Annotated in this window: 14 protein-coding genes; 13 read left to right on the top strand and 1 reads right to left on the bottom strand. The window is 60.6% G+C overall.

Translation table 11 applies throughout. The annotated features are described in order from the left end of the window. Positions 1-35 precede the first annotated feature (35 nt). Together E4633_RS11080 and E4633_RS11075 are read left to right on the top strand one after the other, a co-directional pair. Positions 36-2,849, top strand: a complete 2,814-nt coding sequence (locus E4633_RS11080; protein WP_135870296.1) for a PocR ligand-binding domain-containing protein — start codon at positions 36-38, stop codon at positions 2,847-2,849. A 124-nt stretch (positions 2,850-2,973) separates the two neighbouring features. Then, complete coding sequence (locus E4633_RS11075; RefSeq protein WP_162604568.1) at positions 2,974-3,381, top strand: bacteriohemerythrin; 408 nt, start codon at positions 2,974-2,976, stop codon at positions 3,379-3,381. 75 nt (positions 3,382-3,456) lie between these two features. Here the strand turns inward: E4633_RS11075 and yhbY are convergent, their stop codons facing one another. Further along, on the bottom strand, positions 3,457-3,753 hold the full coding sequence (gene yhbY, locus E4633_RS11070; protein ID WP_135870294.1) for a ribosome assembly RNA-binding protein YhbY: 297 nt from the start codon (positions 3,751-3,753) through the stop codon (positions 3,457-3,459). 507 nt (positions 3,754-4,260) lie between these two features. Between yhbY and pyrR the strand changes: the two genes are divergently transcribed. From pyrR to E4633_RS11015, 11 genes are all read left to right on the top strand, one after another. Continuing rightward, positions 4,261-4,794, top strand: coding sequence for a bifunctional pyr operon transcriptional regulator/uracil phosphoribosyltransferase PyrR (pyrR, locus tag E4633_RS11065; RefSeq protein ID WP_135870293.1), 534 nt, complete (start codon positions 4,261-4,263; stop codon positions 4,792-4,794). 105 nt (positions 4,795-4,899) lie between these two features. Next, on the top strand, positions 4,900-5,832 hold the full coding sequence (locus E4633_RS11060; protein WP_135870292.1) for an aspartate carbamoyltransferase catalytic subunit: 933 nt from the start codon (positions 4,900-4,902) through the stop codon (positions 5,830-5,832). A gap of 170 nt (positions 5,833-6,002) precedes the next feature. Further along, on the top strand, positions 6,003-7,277 hold the full coding sequence (locus tag E4633_RS11055) for a dihydroorotase (protein WP_135870291.1): 1,275 nt from the start codon (positions 6,003-6,005) through the stop codon (positions 7,275-7,277). Between the two features lie 92 nt (positions 7,278-7,369). Then, on the top strand, positions 7,370-8,494 hold the full coding sequence (carA, locus tag E4633_RS11050; protein WP_135870290.1) for a glutamine-hydrolyzing carbamoyl-phosphate synthase small subunit: 1,125 nt from the start codon (positions 7,370-7,372) through the stop codon (positions 8,492-8,494). A gap of 20 nt (positions 8,495-8,514) precedes the next feature. Beyond that, complete coding sequence (locus E4633_RS11045) at positions 8,515-9,423, top strand: radical SAM protein (protein ID WP_135870289.1); 909 nt, start codon at positions 8,515-8,517, stop codon at positions 9,421-9,423. A gap of 114 nt (positions 9,424-9,537) precedes the next feature. Further along, positions 9,538-12,786, top strand: coding sequence for a carbamoyl-phosphate synthase large subunit (gene carB, locus E4633_RS11040; RefSeq protein ID WP_135870288.1), 3,249 nt, complete (start codon positions 9,538-9,540; stop codon positions 12,784-12,786). A gap of 122 nt (positions 12,787-12,908) precedes the next feature. Further along, complete coding sequence (gene greA, locus E4633_RS11035; RefSeq protein WP_135870287.1) at positions 12,909-13,367, top strand: transcription elongation factor GreA; 459 nt, start codon at positions 12,909-12,911, stop codon at positions 13,365-13,367. Positions 13,368-13,489: 122 nt separating this feature from the next. Continuing rightward, positions 13,490-13,687, top strand: coding sequence for a DUF1858 domain-containing protein (locus tag E4633_RS11030; RefSeq protein WP_135870286.1), 198 nt, complete (start codon positions 13,490-13,492; stop codon positions 13,685-13,687). A gap of 51 nt (positions 13,688-13,738) precedes the next feature. Next, positions 13,739-16,078 carry an ATP-dependent DNA helicase RecG gene (gene recG / locus E4633_RS11025; RefSeq protein ID WP_135870458.1) on the top strand — a complete coding sequence of 780 codons (2,340 nt, stop codon included), beginning with the start codon at positions 13,739-13,741 and terminating at the stop codon, positions 16,076-16,078. Positions 16,079-16,239: 161 nt separating this feature from the next. Further along, positions 16,240-16,932 (top strand): ABC transporter ATP-binding protein, encoded by a 693-nt coding sequence (locus tag E4633_RS11020; RefSeq protein WP_246038037.1) that lies wholly within the window; start codon positions 16,240-16,242, stop codon positions 16,930-16,932. Further along, positions 16,933-17,730 (top strand): ABC transporter permease, encoded by a 798-nt coding sequence (locus tag E4633_RS11015; RefSeq protein WP_135870284.1) that lies wholly within the window; start codon positions 16,933-16,935, stop codon positions 17,728-17,730. Positions 17,731-17,899: the final 169 nt, after the last annotated feature.

Genomic DNA, 17,899 nt, shown 5'->3' with positions numbered 1-17,899 from the left:
CACACTGTCCTTCCTTTTGAGCATGGAGGTGGCCGATGGACTACTCTCTCAAAGAGTTGCTTGACGTCCCGAGGTTGCACGAACTGCTCCGTTCCTTCAACGAAATATACCGCATGCCATCCGCGGTCATCGATGTGGATGGCACGGTCCTTACCTCTACCGCCTGGCAGGACATCTGTAAAAGGTTCCACCGGATGATCCCGGAGCTGCGCAAATTTTGCGTTGAGGAGCAACAGCGGGCGAAGGCTCCCGCCAGGGCAGGCCGGCACGTAACGCACCGCTGCCCGATGGGGCTTGTGGATGTGGCTGCGCCGATCGTCGTTGACGGACACCATCTGGGCGATGTTTTCGTCGGACAGCTCTTCACCGAACCGCCGGACGAGGAGCGTTTCATCGAACAGGCGCACCGCTATGGTTTCGACGAGAGCGATTACCTCGAAGCGATACGTACCGTTCCGCTTTTTACCGAAGCGGATCTGCACAGCAACCTGACCTTCATCCATGCCTTGGCGCAGATGCTGGCCGAGCAGGGGATGCAGAACCTGCGCCGCAAGGAGGTTCAGGACGCACTGCACCGCAGCGACCTCAAGTTTCGCTCCGTCATCGAATCAGCTCCCATACCGATCGCCATGAACGACGGCAGCGGGAAGATCCTTTACCTGAACCGATGCTTCAGTGACCTATTCGGCTATACGGTCGAGGATGTCCCCACCGTAGAGCAGTGGTGGCCCCGCGCCTATCCCGACCTCGACTACCGCAACACGGTGGCGTCGGCGTGGGAACGGGAACTTCATGAAGCCCGGACCACCGGCCGTCCTTTCGCCCCGATCGAGGCGAGGATCGTCAGCAAGGACGGCGCCACGCGCACCGCGCTCTGCAGCGCCATCTGGCTTCCGGAAAGCTTCACCGGGACCAGCGTGGTTTTTCTGTACGACCTGACCGAGCGCAAGAAAATGGAGGAACAGCTCACCCAGAGCGAGGAGAATTATCGCTGCATCTCAGAGATCACCTCCGACTTCGTCTACAAGTGTTCCCGGATGGGCGACGCACCCTACAGTGTAACCTGGGCTGGAGGCGGACTAAAGGTCATGTCGGGCTACAGTCCCCGGGAGATCTGCGAGGTCGGCTGTTGGATGGGGACGGTGCATCCCGACGATCGCGAACGGGTCATGGCGCACATGATGGCGATGCTTCCGGGCGAGCAGGATGTCATAGAATTCCGGATGATCAGCAAGGAGGGGGAGGTGCGCTGGATCTCCGAGACGAGCCTTTGTGTCGCCGGGAAGGCGGCAGGCGAGCTGGTACGCTACGGCGCGTCGAGGGACGTTACCGAGATGAAGAAGGTCGAGGCGAAGCTCGAGATGATCCGGATCAGCGTCGACGCCGCGTCCGACGCCATATACTGGATTCGCGGGGACGGCCGTATCATAGACGTCAACCCCGCCGCATGTCGCAGCGTCGGGTACACCCGCGAAGAAATTATGGGGATGCGGGTATGGGATCTCGACATCCAGCATAAGGAGGATGCCTGGCTCAGGCACTTCGAGGAGTTGCGCACTCGGGGCACCATAGTGTTCGAATCCAGACATAAAACCAAAGGTGGCGGCACTGTGCCTATCGAGGTTGTGGCAAACTACGTTCACTTCGATCACCAGGAACTCAACTGCGCGTTCGTCCGTGACATCGCCGAACGCAAGCAGGCGGAGCGGGAGCGGCAACGGCTTCAGGCCCAGAAGCTCGAGAGCCTGGGGACCCTGGCCGGTGGCGTCGCTCACGACTTCAACAACATACTCACCTCCATCATCGGCAACGCCGACCTCGCGATGATGCAGCTTTCCCCCGAATCTCCCGTGCTTGGAAACCTGCAACGCATCGAGAAATCGGCCGAGAAGGCTGCCGATCTGGCCAGGCAGATGCTGGCGTACTCGGGCAAGGGGAAGTTCCTCGTACAGTCACTGGACCTCTCCAGGCTGATCGAAGAGATGGAGGGAGCCATCAGGGAGGCCGTGCCGGAGTCGGTGCAACTGCGTTATCAACTGGCCTCGTCGCTCCCCCCCGTCGACGCGGATCCTGGCCAGATCCGCCAGGTTGTCATGAACCTCGTGTGCAACGCCGCCGAAGCGATAGGGGACAGGGAAGGGGTGATCGAGCTTGCCACCGGGGCCCAGCACTGTGACGGCGGCTTTTTCCGGGATGCATGGCCCGTGCACCCGGGAGGCGAAGGGCGCTACGTTTTCATCGGTGTCTCCGATAACGGCTGCGGCATGGACCAGGACACCGCGGGTCGGATATTCGATCCCTTCTTCAGCACCAAGTTCACCGGCAGGGGCTTGGGGATGGCCGCGGTGATGGGGATCGTCAGGGGGCACCGGGGCGGCATCAAGGTGCACAGCGACCCCGGCGTGGGAACCACGATACGCGTCTTTCTTCCAGCCGCGCATGAAAGACCCAAGGTCGCAGAAGCAGCCGGGGGGACCGGGCTTTGGCAGGGACACGGGCGAGTGCTGCTGGTGGACGACGAGGACGAGGTGCGTAGCGTGGGGGCCGAACTCCTGAAAGCGCTCGGCTTCACCGTCGTCACCGCTGCCGACGGTGAGGAGGCGGTACAGCGTTTCAGCGAGAGCCGTGATTTCAGCTTCGTCATCCTCGATCTGACCATGCCGCGCATGGATGGGGAGCAGTGTTATCGCGCGTTGCACTCCATCGATCCAGTGGTGAAGGTGATTATAGCGAGCGGTTACAGTGAGCAGGAGGTGGCAAGGAAGTTTACCGGCGAAGCGGTGACCGGTTTTGTACAGAAGCCATACCGCCTTGCAACGCTGCGCGACGCGGTGCGGAAACTTCAGTGAGACTCAAACGTCGACGAGGTGTACTTTCTGTGTAAACGCTTCAACGGTGAGAGTGCGCTTGAACCTCTTAGGAAATATGGTATCTAAAGCCATCTGAGAATTCCTACTTACAGAGGTGATGGCAATGGCGTATTTCGAGTGGACCGACTCACTGAGTGTGAAAGTGAAGGAGATCGACGAGCAGCACAAAAAACTCGTCGATATGTTGAACGCCCTGCATGACGCGCACATCGCGCGCGTGGGGAAGGAGGCGCAGAAGGAGATCATCTCAAGCATGGTCAGCTACGCAAGAACTCACTTCGACGCCGAGGAGGAGTACATGCGCAAGCTGCAGTATCCGGCTCTCGCGGAGCACAAGGAAGAGCACGCCGCATTCGCGGAGAAGGCGCTCGAACTGCAGGCGAGGGTCGACAACGCAGGACTCATCTTCACCGCGGAAATTCTCGAATTCCTCAAACGCTGGCTGCAGGATCACATCCAGGGGACGGACATGAAGTACTCCTCCCATTTCAACGCCTGCGGTGTCTGCTGACCTTTTACCGGCCAGACAAAAAAGCCTCCCTGCCGGAGCGGGGAGGCTTTTTCTTGTCCTTGGTGGCTGGCCGAGCTACTTCCCTTTGGGAAGTTCCAGCTTCGGCTCCTTTGCCGGCTTGTAAAGGAGCATGGTGCGCCCGAGCACCTGGGCGAGCTCCGCCTCGCAGGCGGTGCACAGCTCCTCCGCAACGCTATGGCGGTCCATGAGGCAGCTCTCCAGCACCTTTACCTTGATGAGCTCGTGGGCGGCGAGCGCCTCGCAGGTTTCGCGGATCAGCGCCTCGCTCACGTCACTCTTGCCCACCTGTATCACCGGTTTCAGCCCGTGTCCGAGCGCCCGGAGAAATCTCTTCTGTTTTCCTGTCAACATCACGTCTTCCTTTGTCCTCGATGCGCTATGCCGCTCTTTGCGGCTGCCATGAGTCAATAAATTCCCATACGGTCCGAGCCTTATAGCATTTTGCCGCGACTATGGCAAGGGCAGGGGAGGACACCCCGGAAGCATTATTACAGAGGAGACGGAGGTTTTCAGATTCCACGGAGTAAGCTGCCGTTATCGGCCTTCTCTGTGGCCCCTCTATAACCTCCAAGGTCGCCGCTTTATCGTGCGCCATTTATTGTCAAATCTTAATCTAAATCTTTGTGCTTTACCTCCTCTTTTCCTTGACTCTGTGGACCCTCGATGCTACTTTGTCACAAATTTATCGTTGCCTTTTAAATTAGCCCCGTGAGGTTAGCAAAGGTGAAGCATAAAGTACTCTTTTACTATTTAAAGGAAGAGCCTTTTCGCCCATCTGCGCGGAAAGGCTTTTTTTAATTACGCGCCCCGGCGCAACACTTTCACGACAGGCGCTTACGCCGATGACAGGGGGTTATTATGGCTGAAAACACTGTGATACTGGACGGCACCGGCGTAAAAAGGGCGCTCACCAGGATAGCCCACGAGGTGCTGGAAAAGAACAAGGGGGTCGAAGGGCTCGTGCTGGTCGGCATCAGGACCGGCGGCGTATATCTCGCGCAGGAACTAGGTGACCGCCTGAACGAAATCGAGGGGGTCGAAGTCCCCGTCGGCGCCGTGGACATAACCATGTACCGCGACGACATAAAGGGGCACCACGAGCACCTGCCGGTCGGCAAGACCGAGCTCCCCTTCTCCGTGGAAGGGAAAAGGGTCGTGCTCGTTGACGACGTCCTCTTCACCGGTCGCACCATAAGGGCCGCCATGGACGCCATCATCGACCAGGGGCGTCCCTCCTGCATCCAGTTGGCCGTGCTGGTGGACCGCGGGCACCGCGATCTGCCGATTCGCGCCGACTTCGTCGGCCGCAACGTGCCGACCAGCCGCAGCGAGAACATCATGGTTGCGTTCGACGCCGACAACAAGCCGACCGAAGTCATCCTGCAGAAGTAACTGTTTGCTCCCCCGCAATGGGGGAGGGAGCTTTTTGTGATTGTCTGATCGTTTCAACGCGCCTCGCACGGTGCATGGCGTAAAACTTGTTTCTTGGGGGGGACCATGGGTTTTCGGCACAAAGACATCATTGCCCTGAAGGATCTGAACAAAGAGGAGATTGAGCTGCTCCTCGACACGGCGGACAGTCTCAGCGAGATCAACCGTCGGGACATCAAGAAGGTGCCGACCTTGCGCGGCAAGACCGTGATCAACCTCTTCTACGAGGCTTCCACCAGGACCCGCACCTCCTTCGAGATCGCCGCGAAAAGACTCTCCGCCGACGCCGTGAACATCACCGCGTCGACCAGTTCCGTCACCAAGGGTGAGACCCTTTCCGACACCGCAAACAACCTCCTCGCCATGAAGCCCGACATCATCGTAATGCGCCACTCCATCTCCGGCGCACACGAGTACCTCGCCAAAAGGGTCTCCTGCTCCGTGATCAACGCGGGCGACGGCGCGCATGAGCACCCCTCCCAGGGGCTATTGGACATGCTCACCATGCGTCAGAAGTTCGGCAAGCTCGAGGGGCTCAAGGTAGCCATCGTAGGCGACATCACGCACAGCCGCGTCGCACGCTCCGACATCTACGGGCTCACCACCATGGGCGCCCATGTTTTCCTCGCCGGTCCCCCGACCATGATGCCGATCGGCATAGAGCGGCTTGGCAACGTCACCGTCTGCAAGGACATGCGCGAGGCGGTCGACCAGGCCGACGTCGTGATGATGCTGAGGATCCAGCTGGAGCGTCAGGGGAAAACCCTGCTTCCCAGCATGCGCGAGTACGCCCGTTATTTCGGTCTGAACCCCGCCGTGCTGGCTCTCGCGAAGAAGGATGCCATCGTCATGCATCCCGGCCCGATCAACCGCGGCGTGGAGCTCTCCTCCTTCGTCGCCGACTGCGACCAGTCGCACATCCTGAAGCAGGTGGAAAACGGCGTAGCGGTCCGTATGGCCATGCTGTATCACGTCTGCGGCGGCGAGCCCGTCGAATAGAACCGAGAGGACGTTCAACGTTCAACGTTCGACGTTAGGCTTTAGTCGAACCGGATGTTGAATCTTAACTTTCCTGGAATGAAGCAGCCGTTCCGCTTTGGATGCCACGGGCAGGGCGGCATCTTGAACGTTGAACGTTGAACCTTGAACGGGTTTAGGAGGGTATAAAGATGAATCTTCTGATAAAAGGCGGGCGGGTGATCGATCCTTCGCAGGGGATCGACGAGACCATGGACATCCTCATCGCGGACGGCGTCATCCTGGAACTGGGCAAGGGGCTCGGCTCCCCGGAAGGGTTTCAGGTGATCGACGCTTCCGGCCTCCTGGTGACCCCGGGACTCATCGACATGCACGTGCACCTGCGCGATCCGGGCCTTGAGTACAAAGAGGACATTGCCACCGGCAGCCGCGCCGCTGCGGCCGGCGGTTTCACTTCGGTCGCCTGCATGCCGAACACCTCTCCGGTGATCGACAACAAGGCGGTGGCAAGCTACGTGGTCAACAAGGCCAAGAGCGAGGCACTGGTGAACGTGTTCCCGGTCGGTGCCATCACCAAGGGAAGCAAGGGTGAGAGCCTGGCCGAGATGGGCGACCTGAAAGAGGCCGGCTGCGTCGCGGTTTCCGACGACGGCAAGCCGGTTTGCAGCACCGAACTCATGCGCCGTGCCCTCGAGTACGCGAAAGGGGTCGGCATCACCGTGATCTCCCACTCCGAGGATCTCGCCCTGGTCGGCGAAGGGGTGATGAACGAAGGGTTCGTCTCCACCGAGCTCGGACTCAAGGGGATACCCTGGGCTGCCGAAGACATCGCCGTGGCCCGCGAGGTGTACCTGGCCGAGTTCGCCGGCGCACCGGTCCACATCGCACACATCTCCACCGAAGGCTCTGCGCGCATCATCAGAAACGCCAAGGCTCGCGGCGTGAAGGTCACCTGCGAGACGGCGCCGCACTACTTCACCCTGACCGACGAGGCAGTGCGCGGCTACAACACCAACGCCAAGATGAACCCGCCCTTGAGAAGCGACGCCGACGTCGCCGCGATGAAGGCCGGTCTTGCCGACGGTACCATCGATGCCATCGCAACCGACCACGCGCCGCATCACCTGGACGAGAAGGACGTCGAGTTCAACCTCGCGCTGAACGGCATCATAGGCCTCGAAACCTCGCTCCCCCTTTCCCTGAAGCTCGTCGAGGAGGGGGTGCTGGACCTTAAAGGGCTTATTTCGGTAATGTCGTGCAACCCGGCCAAAATCCTCGGTATCGATCGCGGCACACTTAGGGCGGGTGCGGTGGCCGATGTCACCATCATCGATCCGGCGAAAGAGTGGGAAGTCGATGCGGCAAAGCTTGAGAGCAAGTCTAAAAACTCCCCGTTCATCGGCTGGAAGGTGAAAGGGAAGGCGGTGTACACCGTCGTCAAGGGGCAGGTGGTGTACCAGGCGTAATACCGCTCGAAGGAGACTCCAGCGGGGCAGACCATAGAGAAGATACGCGCCTCTTGGCGCGGCAGAAATATAACGGATTCGGGAGAAGATACATGAAAGCAGTACTGGCTCTGGCGGACGGCCGGATTTTCAAAGGGAAGGCCTTCGGCGCAACGGGCGAAACGAGCGGCGAGGTGGTGTTCAACACCGCCATGTCCGGCTACCAGGAAGTGCTCACCGACCCCTCGTACAGGGGGCAGATGGTCACCATGACCTATACCCAGATCGGCAACACCGGGATCAACCCCGAGGACATCGAGAGCAACCAGCTCTACCTCTCCGGCTTCATCGTCCGCGAGTACCTCGACTGCTACTCGAACTACCGCGCCACCATGAGCCTCGATGCCTACCTGAAGGAAAACGGCGTGGTCGGCATCCAGGGGATCGATACCCGCGCGCTCACCCGGCACCTGCGCGACAAGGGCGCCCAGAACGGCATCATCTCCACCGTCGACTTCGACCCGGAGAGCCTGGTAAAAAAGGCGCGCGCCATTCCGTCCATGTCCGGACTCGATCTCGCCACCGGCGTTACCTGCGATAAGCCCTACCACTGGACCCAGGGGCTTTGGGACCTGCAGACCGGTTACCCCGAGGTGGACCGCAAGGATCTCAAGTACAAGGTGGTCGCCTACGACTTCGGCATCAAGCTGAACATCCTGCGCTGCCTGGTTTCCGCCGGCTGTGACGTGACCGTCGTGCCTGCCACCTTCCCGGCCGAGTCGGCACTTGCCATGAACCCGGACGGCATCTTCCTCTCCAACGGCCCGGGCGACCCGGAGCCGATGAAGGAAGTGATCGAGAACATCAAGAAGTTCGTGGGCAAAAAGCCGATCTTCGGCATCTGCCTCGGCCACCAGTTGCTCGGCCTGGCCCTTGGCGGGCGCACCATCAAGCTCAAGTTCGGCAACCACGGCTCCAACCTCCCGGTCATGGACATGGCGACCAAAAAGGTGGAGATCACCGCGCAGAACCACGGCTTCTCCGTGGACATCCTCTCGCTGCAGAACGTGGCAGGGCTCGCCCACGAGAACCTGAACGACCAGACCGTCGAGGGGATGGCGCACAAGACGCTCCCGATCTTCTCGGTGCAGCACCACCCCGAGGCGTCCCCCGGGCCGCACGACTCCCACTACCTGTTCAACAGGTTCGTGGAACTCATGGAGAAGCACAAGGCGTAGAAGGACGCGGCATCAGGTTCATGAAATATCTGGAACTATATGAAAGCGGCGAGCTGACCCGGCGCATAAAGGCAGCCTACGCCCGTCTCGCCGCATGCGACATCTGCCCGCACGCCTGCGGCGTGAACCGCCTGGCGGGAGAGACGGGGCTTTGCGAAAGCGGCAAGGAAGTGCGCATCGCCTCCGCCAACGTGCACCGGGGGGAGGAGCCGCCCATCTCAGGAACCCGGGGCTCCGGCACCATCTTCCTGTCGGGCTGCACCCTGAACTGCAAGTTCTGCCAGAACTTCCCGATCAGCCAGCTTAGAAACGGGACCGACCTCACGGTGGGACAGCTGGCCGACAAGATGGTGGGGCTGCAGAAAAAGGGCGTGCACAACATAAACTTCGTCACGCCGACCCATTTCACGCCGCAGATACTGGCCGCCCTTTACCTTGCCATCCGCAAGGGGTTCAGAATCCCCATCGTGTGGAACACGAGCGGTTACGAGAGCCTTGAGACCCTCGAGCTTTTGGACGGCGTGGTGGATATCTATCTGCCCGACATGAAGTACTGCTCGAACGAAGTAGCGGTAAGGCTCTCCGGTGCCAAGGGTTACACCGAGGTGAACCGGCGGGCACTTCCTGAGATGTTGAGGCAGGTTGGGCATCTTCAGTGTGACGAAGACGGTATCGCGGTGCGCGGCCTGATCGTGCGTCACCTGGTACTGCCTAAGGGGCAGGCGGGGAGTCCGGAGACGCTCGGCTGGATCGCGGAGAACTTAGGGGCCGAGACCCACATTGCCCTGATGAGCCAGTACTTCCCGGCGCACGCCGCCGCGCAGACGCCGGGGATTGAGAGAAGGATCACCAGCGAAGAGTACGCCGAGGCGGTCGACGCCCTGGAAGAGCTGGAGCTGGAAAACGGGTGGGTACAGGAAGAACCTTAAAAGCAGGTTCTACGTTCTAGGTTCTACGTTCTAAGTTAAAAAACAATCCGAATTTCGGTTTTAACGTAGAACATAGAACATAGAACGTAGAACTAGATTCAATAGGAGATTTAAATGCCTAAACGCACAGACATCAAGAAGATCCTCATCATCGGCGCGGGCCCGATCGTCATCGGCCAGGCGTGCGAGTTCGACTATTCCGGCACCCAGGCCTGCAAGGCGCTCAAGGAGGAAGGGTACCAGGTAGTACTCCTCAACTCGAACCCGGCGACCATCATGACCGACCCGGACTTTGCCGACGCCACCTACATCGAACCGGTCACCCCGGAGGTCCTCGCGAGGATCATCGAGAAGGAACGCCCGGACGCGGTGCTGCCGACCCTCGGCGGGCAGACGGCGCTCAATACGGCGGTAGCGGTGGCCGAGAACGGCACCCTCGACAAGTTCGGGGTGGAGCTGATCGGCGCGAAACTCCCGGCCATCAAGAAGGCCGAGGACCGCACCCTGTTCAAGGAAGCGATGGTGAAGATCGGTCTCGATATCCCGAGGTCGGGGCTCGCGCACAACTACCAGGAGGCCATGGACGTGATCAAATACGTCGGCTTCCCGACCATCATCCGCCCCTCCTTCACCCTGGGCGGCACCGGCGGCGGCATCGCCTACAACATGGAAGAGTACGAGCGCATGTCCATGGCCGGCATCGAGGCTTCCCCGACCGACGAGATCCTGGTCGAGGAGTCCCTGATCGGCTGGAAGGAGTACGAGCTCGAGGTGATGCGCGACACCGCTGACAACGTCGTCATCATCTGCTCCATCGAAAACTTCGACGCCATGGGCGTGCACACCGGCGACTCCATCACCGTGGCACCGGCCCAGACGCTCACCGACAAGGAATACCAGATCCTGCGCGACGCCTCGCTGAAGATCATCCGCGAGATCGGCGTCGACACCGGCGGGTCCAACATCCAGTTCGGCATCAACCCGAAAAACGGCCGCCTCATCGTCATCGAGATGAACCCGCGCGTCTCCCGCTCCTCGGCGCTCGCCTCCAAGGCGACCGGCTTCCCGATCGCGAAGATCGCGGCGAAACTCGCGGTCGGCTACACCCTGGACGAGATCACCAACGACATCACCAAGGAGACCCCGGCCTGCTTCGAGCCGACCATCGACTACGTGGTGACCAAGATCCCGCGCTTCACCTTCGAGAAGTTCCCGGCTGCGGACGCGACCCTCACCACGCAGATGAAATCGGTGGGCGAGGTCATGTCCATCGGCCGCACCTTCAAGGAGAGCTTCCAGAAGGCGCTTCGCTCCCTTGAGATCGGCTCCTGCGGTTTCGAGTCCCGTTTCTTCGGCGTAGGCGGCGACACCCGCCGGGCGCTTTCCGAAAAGGAGCGCACGCTCCTTAACGACAAGCTGCGCACCCCCAACTGCGACCGCCTCTGGTATGTCGGCGACGCCTTCCGCTGCGGCATGACCGTGGAAGAAATCTACGCCCTCACCGCCATCGACCCTTGGTTCCTGCACAACATCCGCCAGATCATCGAGATGGAGGAATGCCTGAAACAGGCCGACATCAAGGACAAGTCAGGCGAAACGCTGCGCGACACCATCTGGGACGCCAAGCGCTACGGCTTCTCGGACAAGTACTTGGCCCAGCTCTGGAAGATAACGGAAGTGGAGGTGCGCGAGCTCCGTCTTTCCCTCGGCGTGAAGCCCGTCTTCAAGAGGGTCGACACCTGCGCCGCCGAATTCGTCGCCCACACCCCGTACCTCTACTCGACCTACGAGGAGGAGTGCGAGGCTGACGTGACGAACCGCAAGAAGATCATCATCCTGGGCGGCGGACCGAACCGCATCGGCCAGGGGATCGAGTTCGACTACTGCTGCGTGCACGGCGTCTTCGCCCTCGCCGAGGACGGCTACGAGACCATCATGGTCAACTGCAACCCGGAGACCGTCTCCACCGACTACGACACCTCTGACCGTCTCTACTTCGAACCGCTCACTTACGAGGACGTGCTCAACATCGTCGACGTCGAGAAGCCGACCGGCGTCATCGTGCAGTTCGGCGGGCAGACCCCGCTGAAACTCGCTGTCGCGCTCGAGAAGGCTGGCGTGCCCATCATCGGCACCTCGCCGGACGCCATCGACCGCGCCGAGGACCGTGAGCGCTTCCAGGAGATGCTGCAGAAGCTGAACCTGCGCCAGCCCGAAAACGGCACCGCGCGCTCCTTCGAGGAGGCAGAGGCCGTCGCCGAGCGTATCGGCTACCCGGTCGTGGTGCGTCCCTCCTACGTTCTTGGCGGCCGCGCCATGGAGATCGTCTACGACGTGGACAACCTGCGCCGCTACATGCACACCGCGGTGCAGGCCTCGCCAGAGCACCCGATCCTCATCGACAAGTTCCTCGACGAGGCGATAGAGATCGACGTCGACGCGCTTTGCGATGGCAACATCGCCGTCATCGGCGGCATCATGGAGCACATCGAGGAGGCCGGTATCCATTCCGGCGATTCCGCATGCTCGCTCCCCCCTTACTCCATCTCGCAGGAGATCGCCGACGAGATCAGGCGCCAGACCAAGGTGATGGCGCTCGAACTCAACGTCAAGGGGCTCATGAACGTCCAGTACGCCGTGAAGGACAACGATATCTACATCATCGAGGTCAACCCGCGCGCTTCCCGCACCTCGCCCTTCGTTTCCAAGGCGACCGGTAGGCCGCTCGCGAAGATCGCCGCCCGCGTCATGGCCGGCAAGACCCTCACCGAGCTCGGCGTCACCGAAGAGATCATCCCCGAGCACATCTCGGTGAAAGAGTCGGTCTTCCCCTTCGCCAAGTTCCCCGGGGTCGACACCATCCTCGGACCCGAGATGAAATCGACCGGCGAGGTCATGGGGATCGGCGAGACCTTCGCCAAGGCCTATGCGAAGGCGCAGATGGGGGCCAACGTGAAGCTTCCTACGGCCGGTAAAGTGTTCATATCAGTGAAGGACGCTGACAAAAAACATATTGTCAGCGCAGCCAAAAGACTGTATGATCAGGGCTTCGAATTGGTCGCCACCCGCGGCACCGCGACCTACCTGCAGGACAGGGGAGTCAAGGTGCAGGTGGTGAACAAGGTGCTTGAAGGGCGTCCCCACATAGTGGACATGATCAAGAACAACGAGATCTGCATGGTCATCAACACCACGCACGGTGCCCAGGCAGTCGCCGATTCCTATTCGATCCGCAGGAACACCCTGATCCACAACGTAGCCTACTACACGACAGCCTCCGGGGCGCGGGCCGCGGCGGACGGCATCATAGCTATGTCGCAGTCCAAGCTGGAAGTGAAATCGATTCAGGATTATTTGAAGTAACTGACCGGGGAGCGTCGAGTTGACGCTCCCTTTGCAAATCCAGCTAGCAGTGCAACGGGGGGGCCGCCAGGCCCCCCTATAAGTTCACAAGGAGCAGAAGCGATGTCTCTCAGACCGTTCCATTGACCAAGGAGAGTTACGAGGTCCTCCAGGAGGACCTGAAACGCCTTATTAAGGAAGAACGCCCGAAGGTGATCCAGGATATCGCCGAGGCGAGGGCGCACGGCGACCTTTCCGAGAATGCCGAGTACGATGCGGCCAAGAACCGTCAGGGTTTCATCGAGGGGCGCATCCTGGAACTGCAGGACAAACTGGCGAGGGCATACGTCGTTGACCTCTCCAACCTGAAGCCGGACAAGGTCGTCTTCGGTGCCACGATCACCATGTATGACACCGCCACCGAGGAGGAAGTCACCTACAAGATCGTCGGCGAGGACGAGGCCGACATCAAGCTGGGCAAGATTTCCTGTACCTCCCCGGTAGGAAAGGCGCTCATCGGGCACAAGCTGGACGATACCGTCCGCGTCAGTGTCCCCTCCGGCATGAAGGAATACGAGATCATTGAGATCCGCTACGAATAGATGGACCGGCAGTCTCGCGCTGCGCAGCGTGGCGTCGCGCGGCAGACGGCTTGACCAAAAGGGCGGGACGCTCCCGTCGGGCAACGCAAACCAAACGCTTCGCGCGTAACAGGAGGATTTACATGGCTCAGGTAACCAAGGATATGACTTTTGCCGCAGTGATGAGGATGCACCCGGACGTCGTCAAGGTGCTTGCCAAATACAACCTCGGCTGCATCGGCTGCATGGGCGCTCAGAACGAGTCCCTGGAGCAGGGATGCGCGGCCCACGGCATCAACGTGGACGACATCGTCAACGACCTCAACAAGATCTTCGCTTAACAACAAAGGCGCCCGGTGGATACAACCGCCGGGCGCTTTCCTTTTCCTCCCATGCCGATCATAACACTCGCGCCAGACGGGTCCCTTAAACTTCCGGAAGAGCTCAGGAATGCCCTGCAGCTGCGTCCGGGCGACCGGGTCAGCGTCGAGGTCGTCGACGGCGCCCTGCGCGTCAGCAGGCAGCTTCCGGCACAGGACGCCGCAAAGCCCAAGACAAGCGCCTCTGCAGTTCCGCCTCCCACATCGCTGAAAGCAACTCCCGCAACCGTGTCACTACCGGAAGAGTTGAAAACCCCAATGACCGCCATAAAAGGGGTGGGGCCTAAGCTCGCCGATCTTTTCGCCAAGAAAGGGATCGTGACGGTCGAGGACGCCCTCTACCTGCTGCCGCACCGCTACGAGGACCGGCGCCAGTTGAAGTGTATTGCGGAGCTGCGCCCGGGGAACAGTGAGGCCTTCTTCGCGACCGTGGTCTCTGCCGAGGCGCAGGTAACCAAGGGCGGCAGGCGCTACTTCGAGGCGATCGTCAGGGACGAGAGCGGCAGCATGCCGCTCAAGTGGTTCAATTTCCAGCCGAACTTCCTGAAAAAACAGTTCACGCCGGGCCGGCGCGGCATTTTCATCGGCGACGTGCACCAGTTCGGGTTCCAACGCGAGATGCACCACCCCGAGGTGGAATGGGCCGGGGAGGGGGAGGGGATCGAAGAGGTCATGGCGCGCGACCCGGAGAATTTCGGCCGCATCCTCCCCGTCTACCCGCTCACCGAGGGGGTGAGCCAGAAGGTGATGCGCCGCATCATGCGCGAGGCGGTGCCGCGCTACAGCCGTTACGTGAAGGAAGCGCTCCCCGAGGCGATGCTGCACCGGCATCACCTTTTGAGTCTTCCCGTGGCGCTTCGGGAGGCCCACCAGCCTGATCCCTCCGCCGCCATCGCCGAGATGAACAGCGGCCGCTCCAGGGCGCACCGCTCACTCGCCTTTGACGAGCTTTTCTTCCTGCAACTTGGGCTCGCCATGAAAAAGCGGGGCATCGCGCTCGAGGACGGCATCAGCTTCCAGGTGACCCACCGTTATACCAAGGAGCTTTTGAAGCTCCTCCCCTTCAGCCTGACCGGCGCACAGAAACGCGTCCTCTCCGAGATCAAGGAGGACATGATGGCGCCGCACCCGATGCACCGCCTGGTGCAGGGGGATGTCGGCTGCGGGAAAACGCTGGTCGCCCTCATGGCCGCGCTCGTCAGCGTCGAGAACGAGTACCAGGTGGCCATCATGGCCCCGACCGAGCTTCTGGCCGAACAGCACTACCTGAACATCCACCGCTTCTGCGAGCAGCTCGGCATCAGCGTTGCGCTTTTGACCGCCAGCATCAAGGGGAAGGGTGACACGCTGGGCAAAATCGCCTCCGGTGAGACCCGGATCGTGGTCGGCACACACGCCATGATCCAGGACAAGGTGGAGTTTCACCGACTGGGTCTTGGCATCATCGACGAGCAGCACCGCTTCGGCGTGGTACAGCGCGCCCTCTTGAAGAAAAAGGGAGGGAATCCCGACATCCTCGTCATGACCGCGACACCAATCCCGCGCACCCTCTCCATGACTGTCTTCGGCGATCTCTCCCTCTCCGTGATTGACGAGCTCCCCCCGGGACGCACGCCGATCGAGACCCGGATGGTGCGCGAATCGCGCCGTCGCGAGGTCTACTCGCTGGTACGCGAGGAGGCGCAGAAGGGAAGGCAGGCCTACGTCATCTATCCCCTCGTCGAGGAATCGGAAAAGATCGACCTGAAGGCTGCCGTGCAGATGGCCGATCACCTGGCGCAGGAGGTTTTTCCTGACCTGCGTGTCGCTGTCCTGCACGGGCGGATGAGTGCCGCCGAGAAAGAGGCGGTTATGAAGGGATTCAAGGCGGGTGAAACCGACATCCTCGTCTCCACCACGGTAATCGAGGTGGGGATCGACGTCCCCAACGCGACCGTGATGGTGATCGAGCACGCCGAGCGTTTCGGCCTGTCGCAGCTGCATCAGTTGCGCGGTAGGGTAGGGCGCGGCAGCGAGCGCTCACGCTGCATCCTGCTAGCCGGGGACAGGCTCTCCGAAGACGGGCAGAAGAGGCTCGAGGTGATGGTAAAGAGTTCGGACGGCTTCGTCATCGCCGAGGCGGACCTGCAGATCCGGGGTCCGGGAGACTTTCTGGGTACGCGTCAGGCGGGGCTTCCCGAGTTGCGCGTGGCGGACATCCTGCGCGACGGCGGTGTTCTAGAACAGGCAAGGAAAGAAGCCTTCGCACTGGTGGAGCATGATCCGGAGTTGAGCATGCCGGGGCACGAAAGGCTCTGTGGAGAGTTGATGCTGCGCTGGGGCGGCAGGCTGGAACTCGCTTCTATCGGTTAGTCTCTCCGAGAGGACAACTTGACGATGAGGTTCGAAAAGCACGGTGCGCCGCACTCCGTGCTTTTTCTGTAGGGAAGGAGAAAGCTGTGGACAGTTCCCCCGTCTGTTCGGTTCAACTAAAAAATGTGTCATATTTCGGGCGCCGATCCGATGGTGGACGCGTGCGGTTGCTCGATTCGGTTTCCTTTTGCGCGAAGTCCGGCGAAATCACCGCCATCATCGGCCCTTCCGGTGGCGGCAAGAGTACCCTCATTCGTCTGATCAACCGTCTGACCGAGCCCGGTGAAGGGCGCATCGAACTTGACGGAAAGGATATAGCGACGCTTGACCCCCTTGAACTTAGGCGTCTGGTGGCTCTCGTGCCGCAGAAGCCTTTCATGTTCGACGGGACGGTCCTGGACAACCTGCAGATGCCCTTCATTTATCGGCAGGAGCCACCTCCGGGGGCGGGCAGTTCCGAGGTCCTGGAGGTGCTGTCGCTCGCTAAACTGGACCCGGAACTGCTGGAACGAGGCGCCAGGTCTCTGAGTCTTGGGCAGCAACAAAGGGTAGGCGTGGCGCGTGCTTTGATCACCAAACCTCAAGTCATCCTTCTGGACGAGCCGACCAGTGCACTCGATCGCAGAACGTCGGACGAACTGGCGTCGACGCTGCGTGAAATTGCCCGCGGGAAAAACATCACCATGATCATGGTGACGCATGATTTGCGCCTGACGCAAAAGGTTGCCGACTACTGTTTCTACCTTGAGGCCGGGCGCATCCTGGAAGAGGGAAGGGCTGCGGAACTCCTGGCTCACCCGAAGACGGCGGCATTGAGAGCCTTTCTCGCTGAACCGCTCGATCAGGAGGGGTAAATGGATAATCAGGGACTGGTGAATTTAAGCCTGCTGGACCTGCTCGTTGCCTATGGTTTGGTGCTTGTCGCGGTGGTGCTCGCCCGGTTGAAGAGGATCGGGCAGGAAGGTCAGATGCTGTGGGCTTCGTTGCGCATGGTGTTCCAGCTTCTTGCCGTTGGCTATCTGCTGCACTTCATCTTCGCGGTAAAGAGTCCGCTGCCGGTACTCGCCATACTGCTTCTTATGGGAGTCTTCTCCCTGCAGGTGATCGGCGGCCGCATCAAAACGAAAGTACCGCGCTTTTACCGCGTGGTCGGCGTTTCGCTCCTCATCGGCTGCGGGAGCGTCACCTTCCTTTTTTGCACCCTAGTGGTGCATTACTCCCCTTGGTACGACCCTCGCTACCTGATTCCGCTTGCCGGTATGATCATCGGCAACTCGATGAACGGAGCGAGCCTCGCTGCTGAGCGGCTCGGGTCCGAGATGCGGGAGCGACGCGAGGAGATTGAGACCGCCCTTTGTCTGGGGGCGAGCGCGCGCCAGGCGTCGAGGCCTGCGCTACGAAACGCGTTCAAGGCGGCTATCATGCCCACGGTCAACACCATGGCAGCGATGGGAATCGTCTCCCTGCCGGGAATGATGACCGGGCAGATCCTCTCCGGGACGGAACCGATGGTGGCGGTGCGCTACCAGGTGGCCATCATGTGCGCCATTACGGGAGCCGTGGCCATAACCGCCTACCTTATCGTTCTCCAGGGCTATCGGCGCTACTTCACGAAGGCGCACCAGTTGGATTTCGATCAGGTCCGCAGTTGAGCCGTGTTCCTAGGCTTCAATGCATGAATTATTATCTGAGGAACAAAAAAGGGGACGCCGAAATCGGCGTCCCCTTTTTTATCTGATGCCCGAAGCCTGCGTGGCGGCGACGGGTCGGGCAAATTTTGCAGGGTCGTGATTAAATAAATTACCCTGCAAAAGGAAGTTG

This window comes from Geomonas terrae (assembly GCF_004791675.1).
Classification (GTDB): Bacteria; Desulfobacterota; Desulfuromonadia; order Geobacterales; family Geobacteraceae; genus Geomonas; species Geomonas edaphica.
The sequence above is the reverse complement of the archived record's forward strand: the minus strand, read 5'-3'. Positions and strand labels throughout refer to the sequence as shown.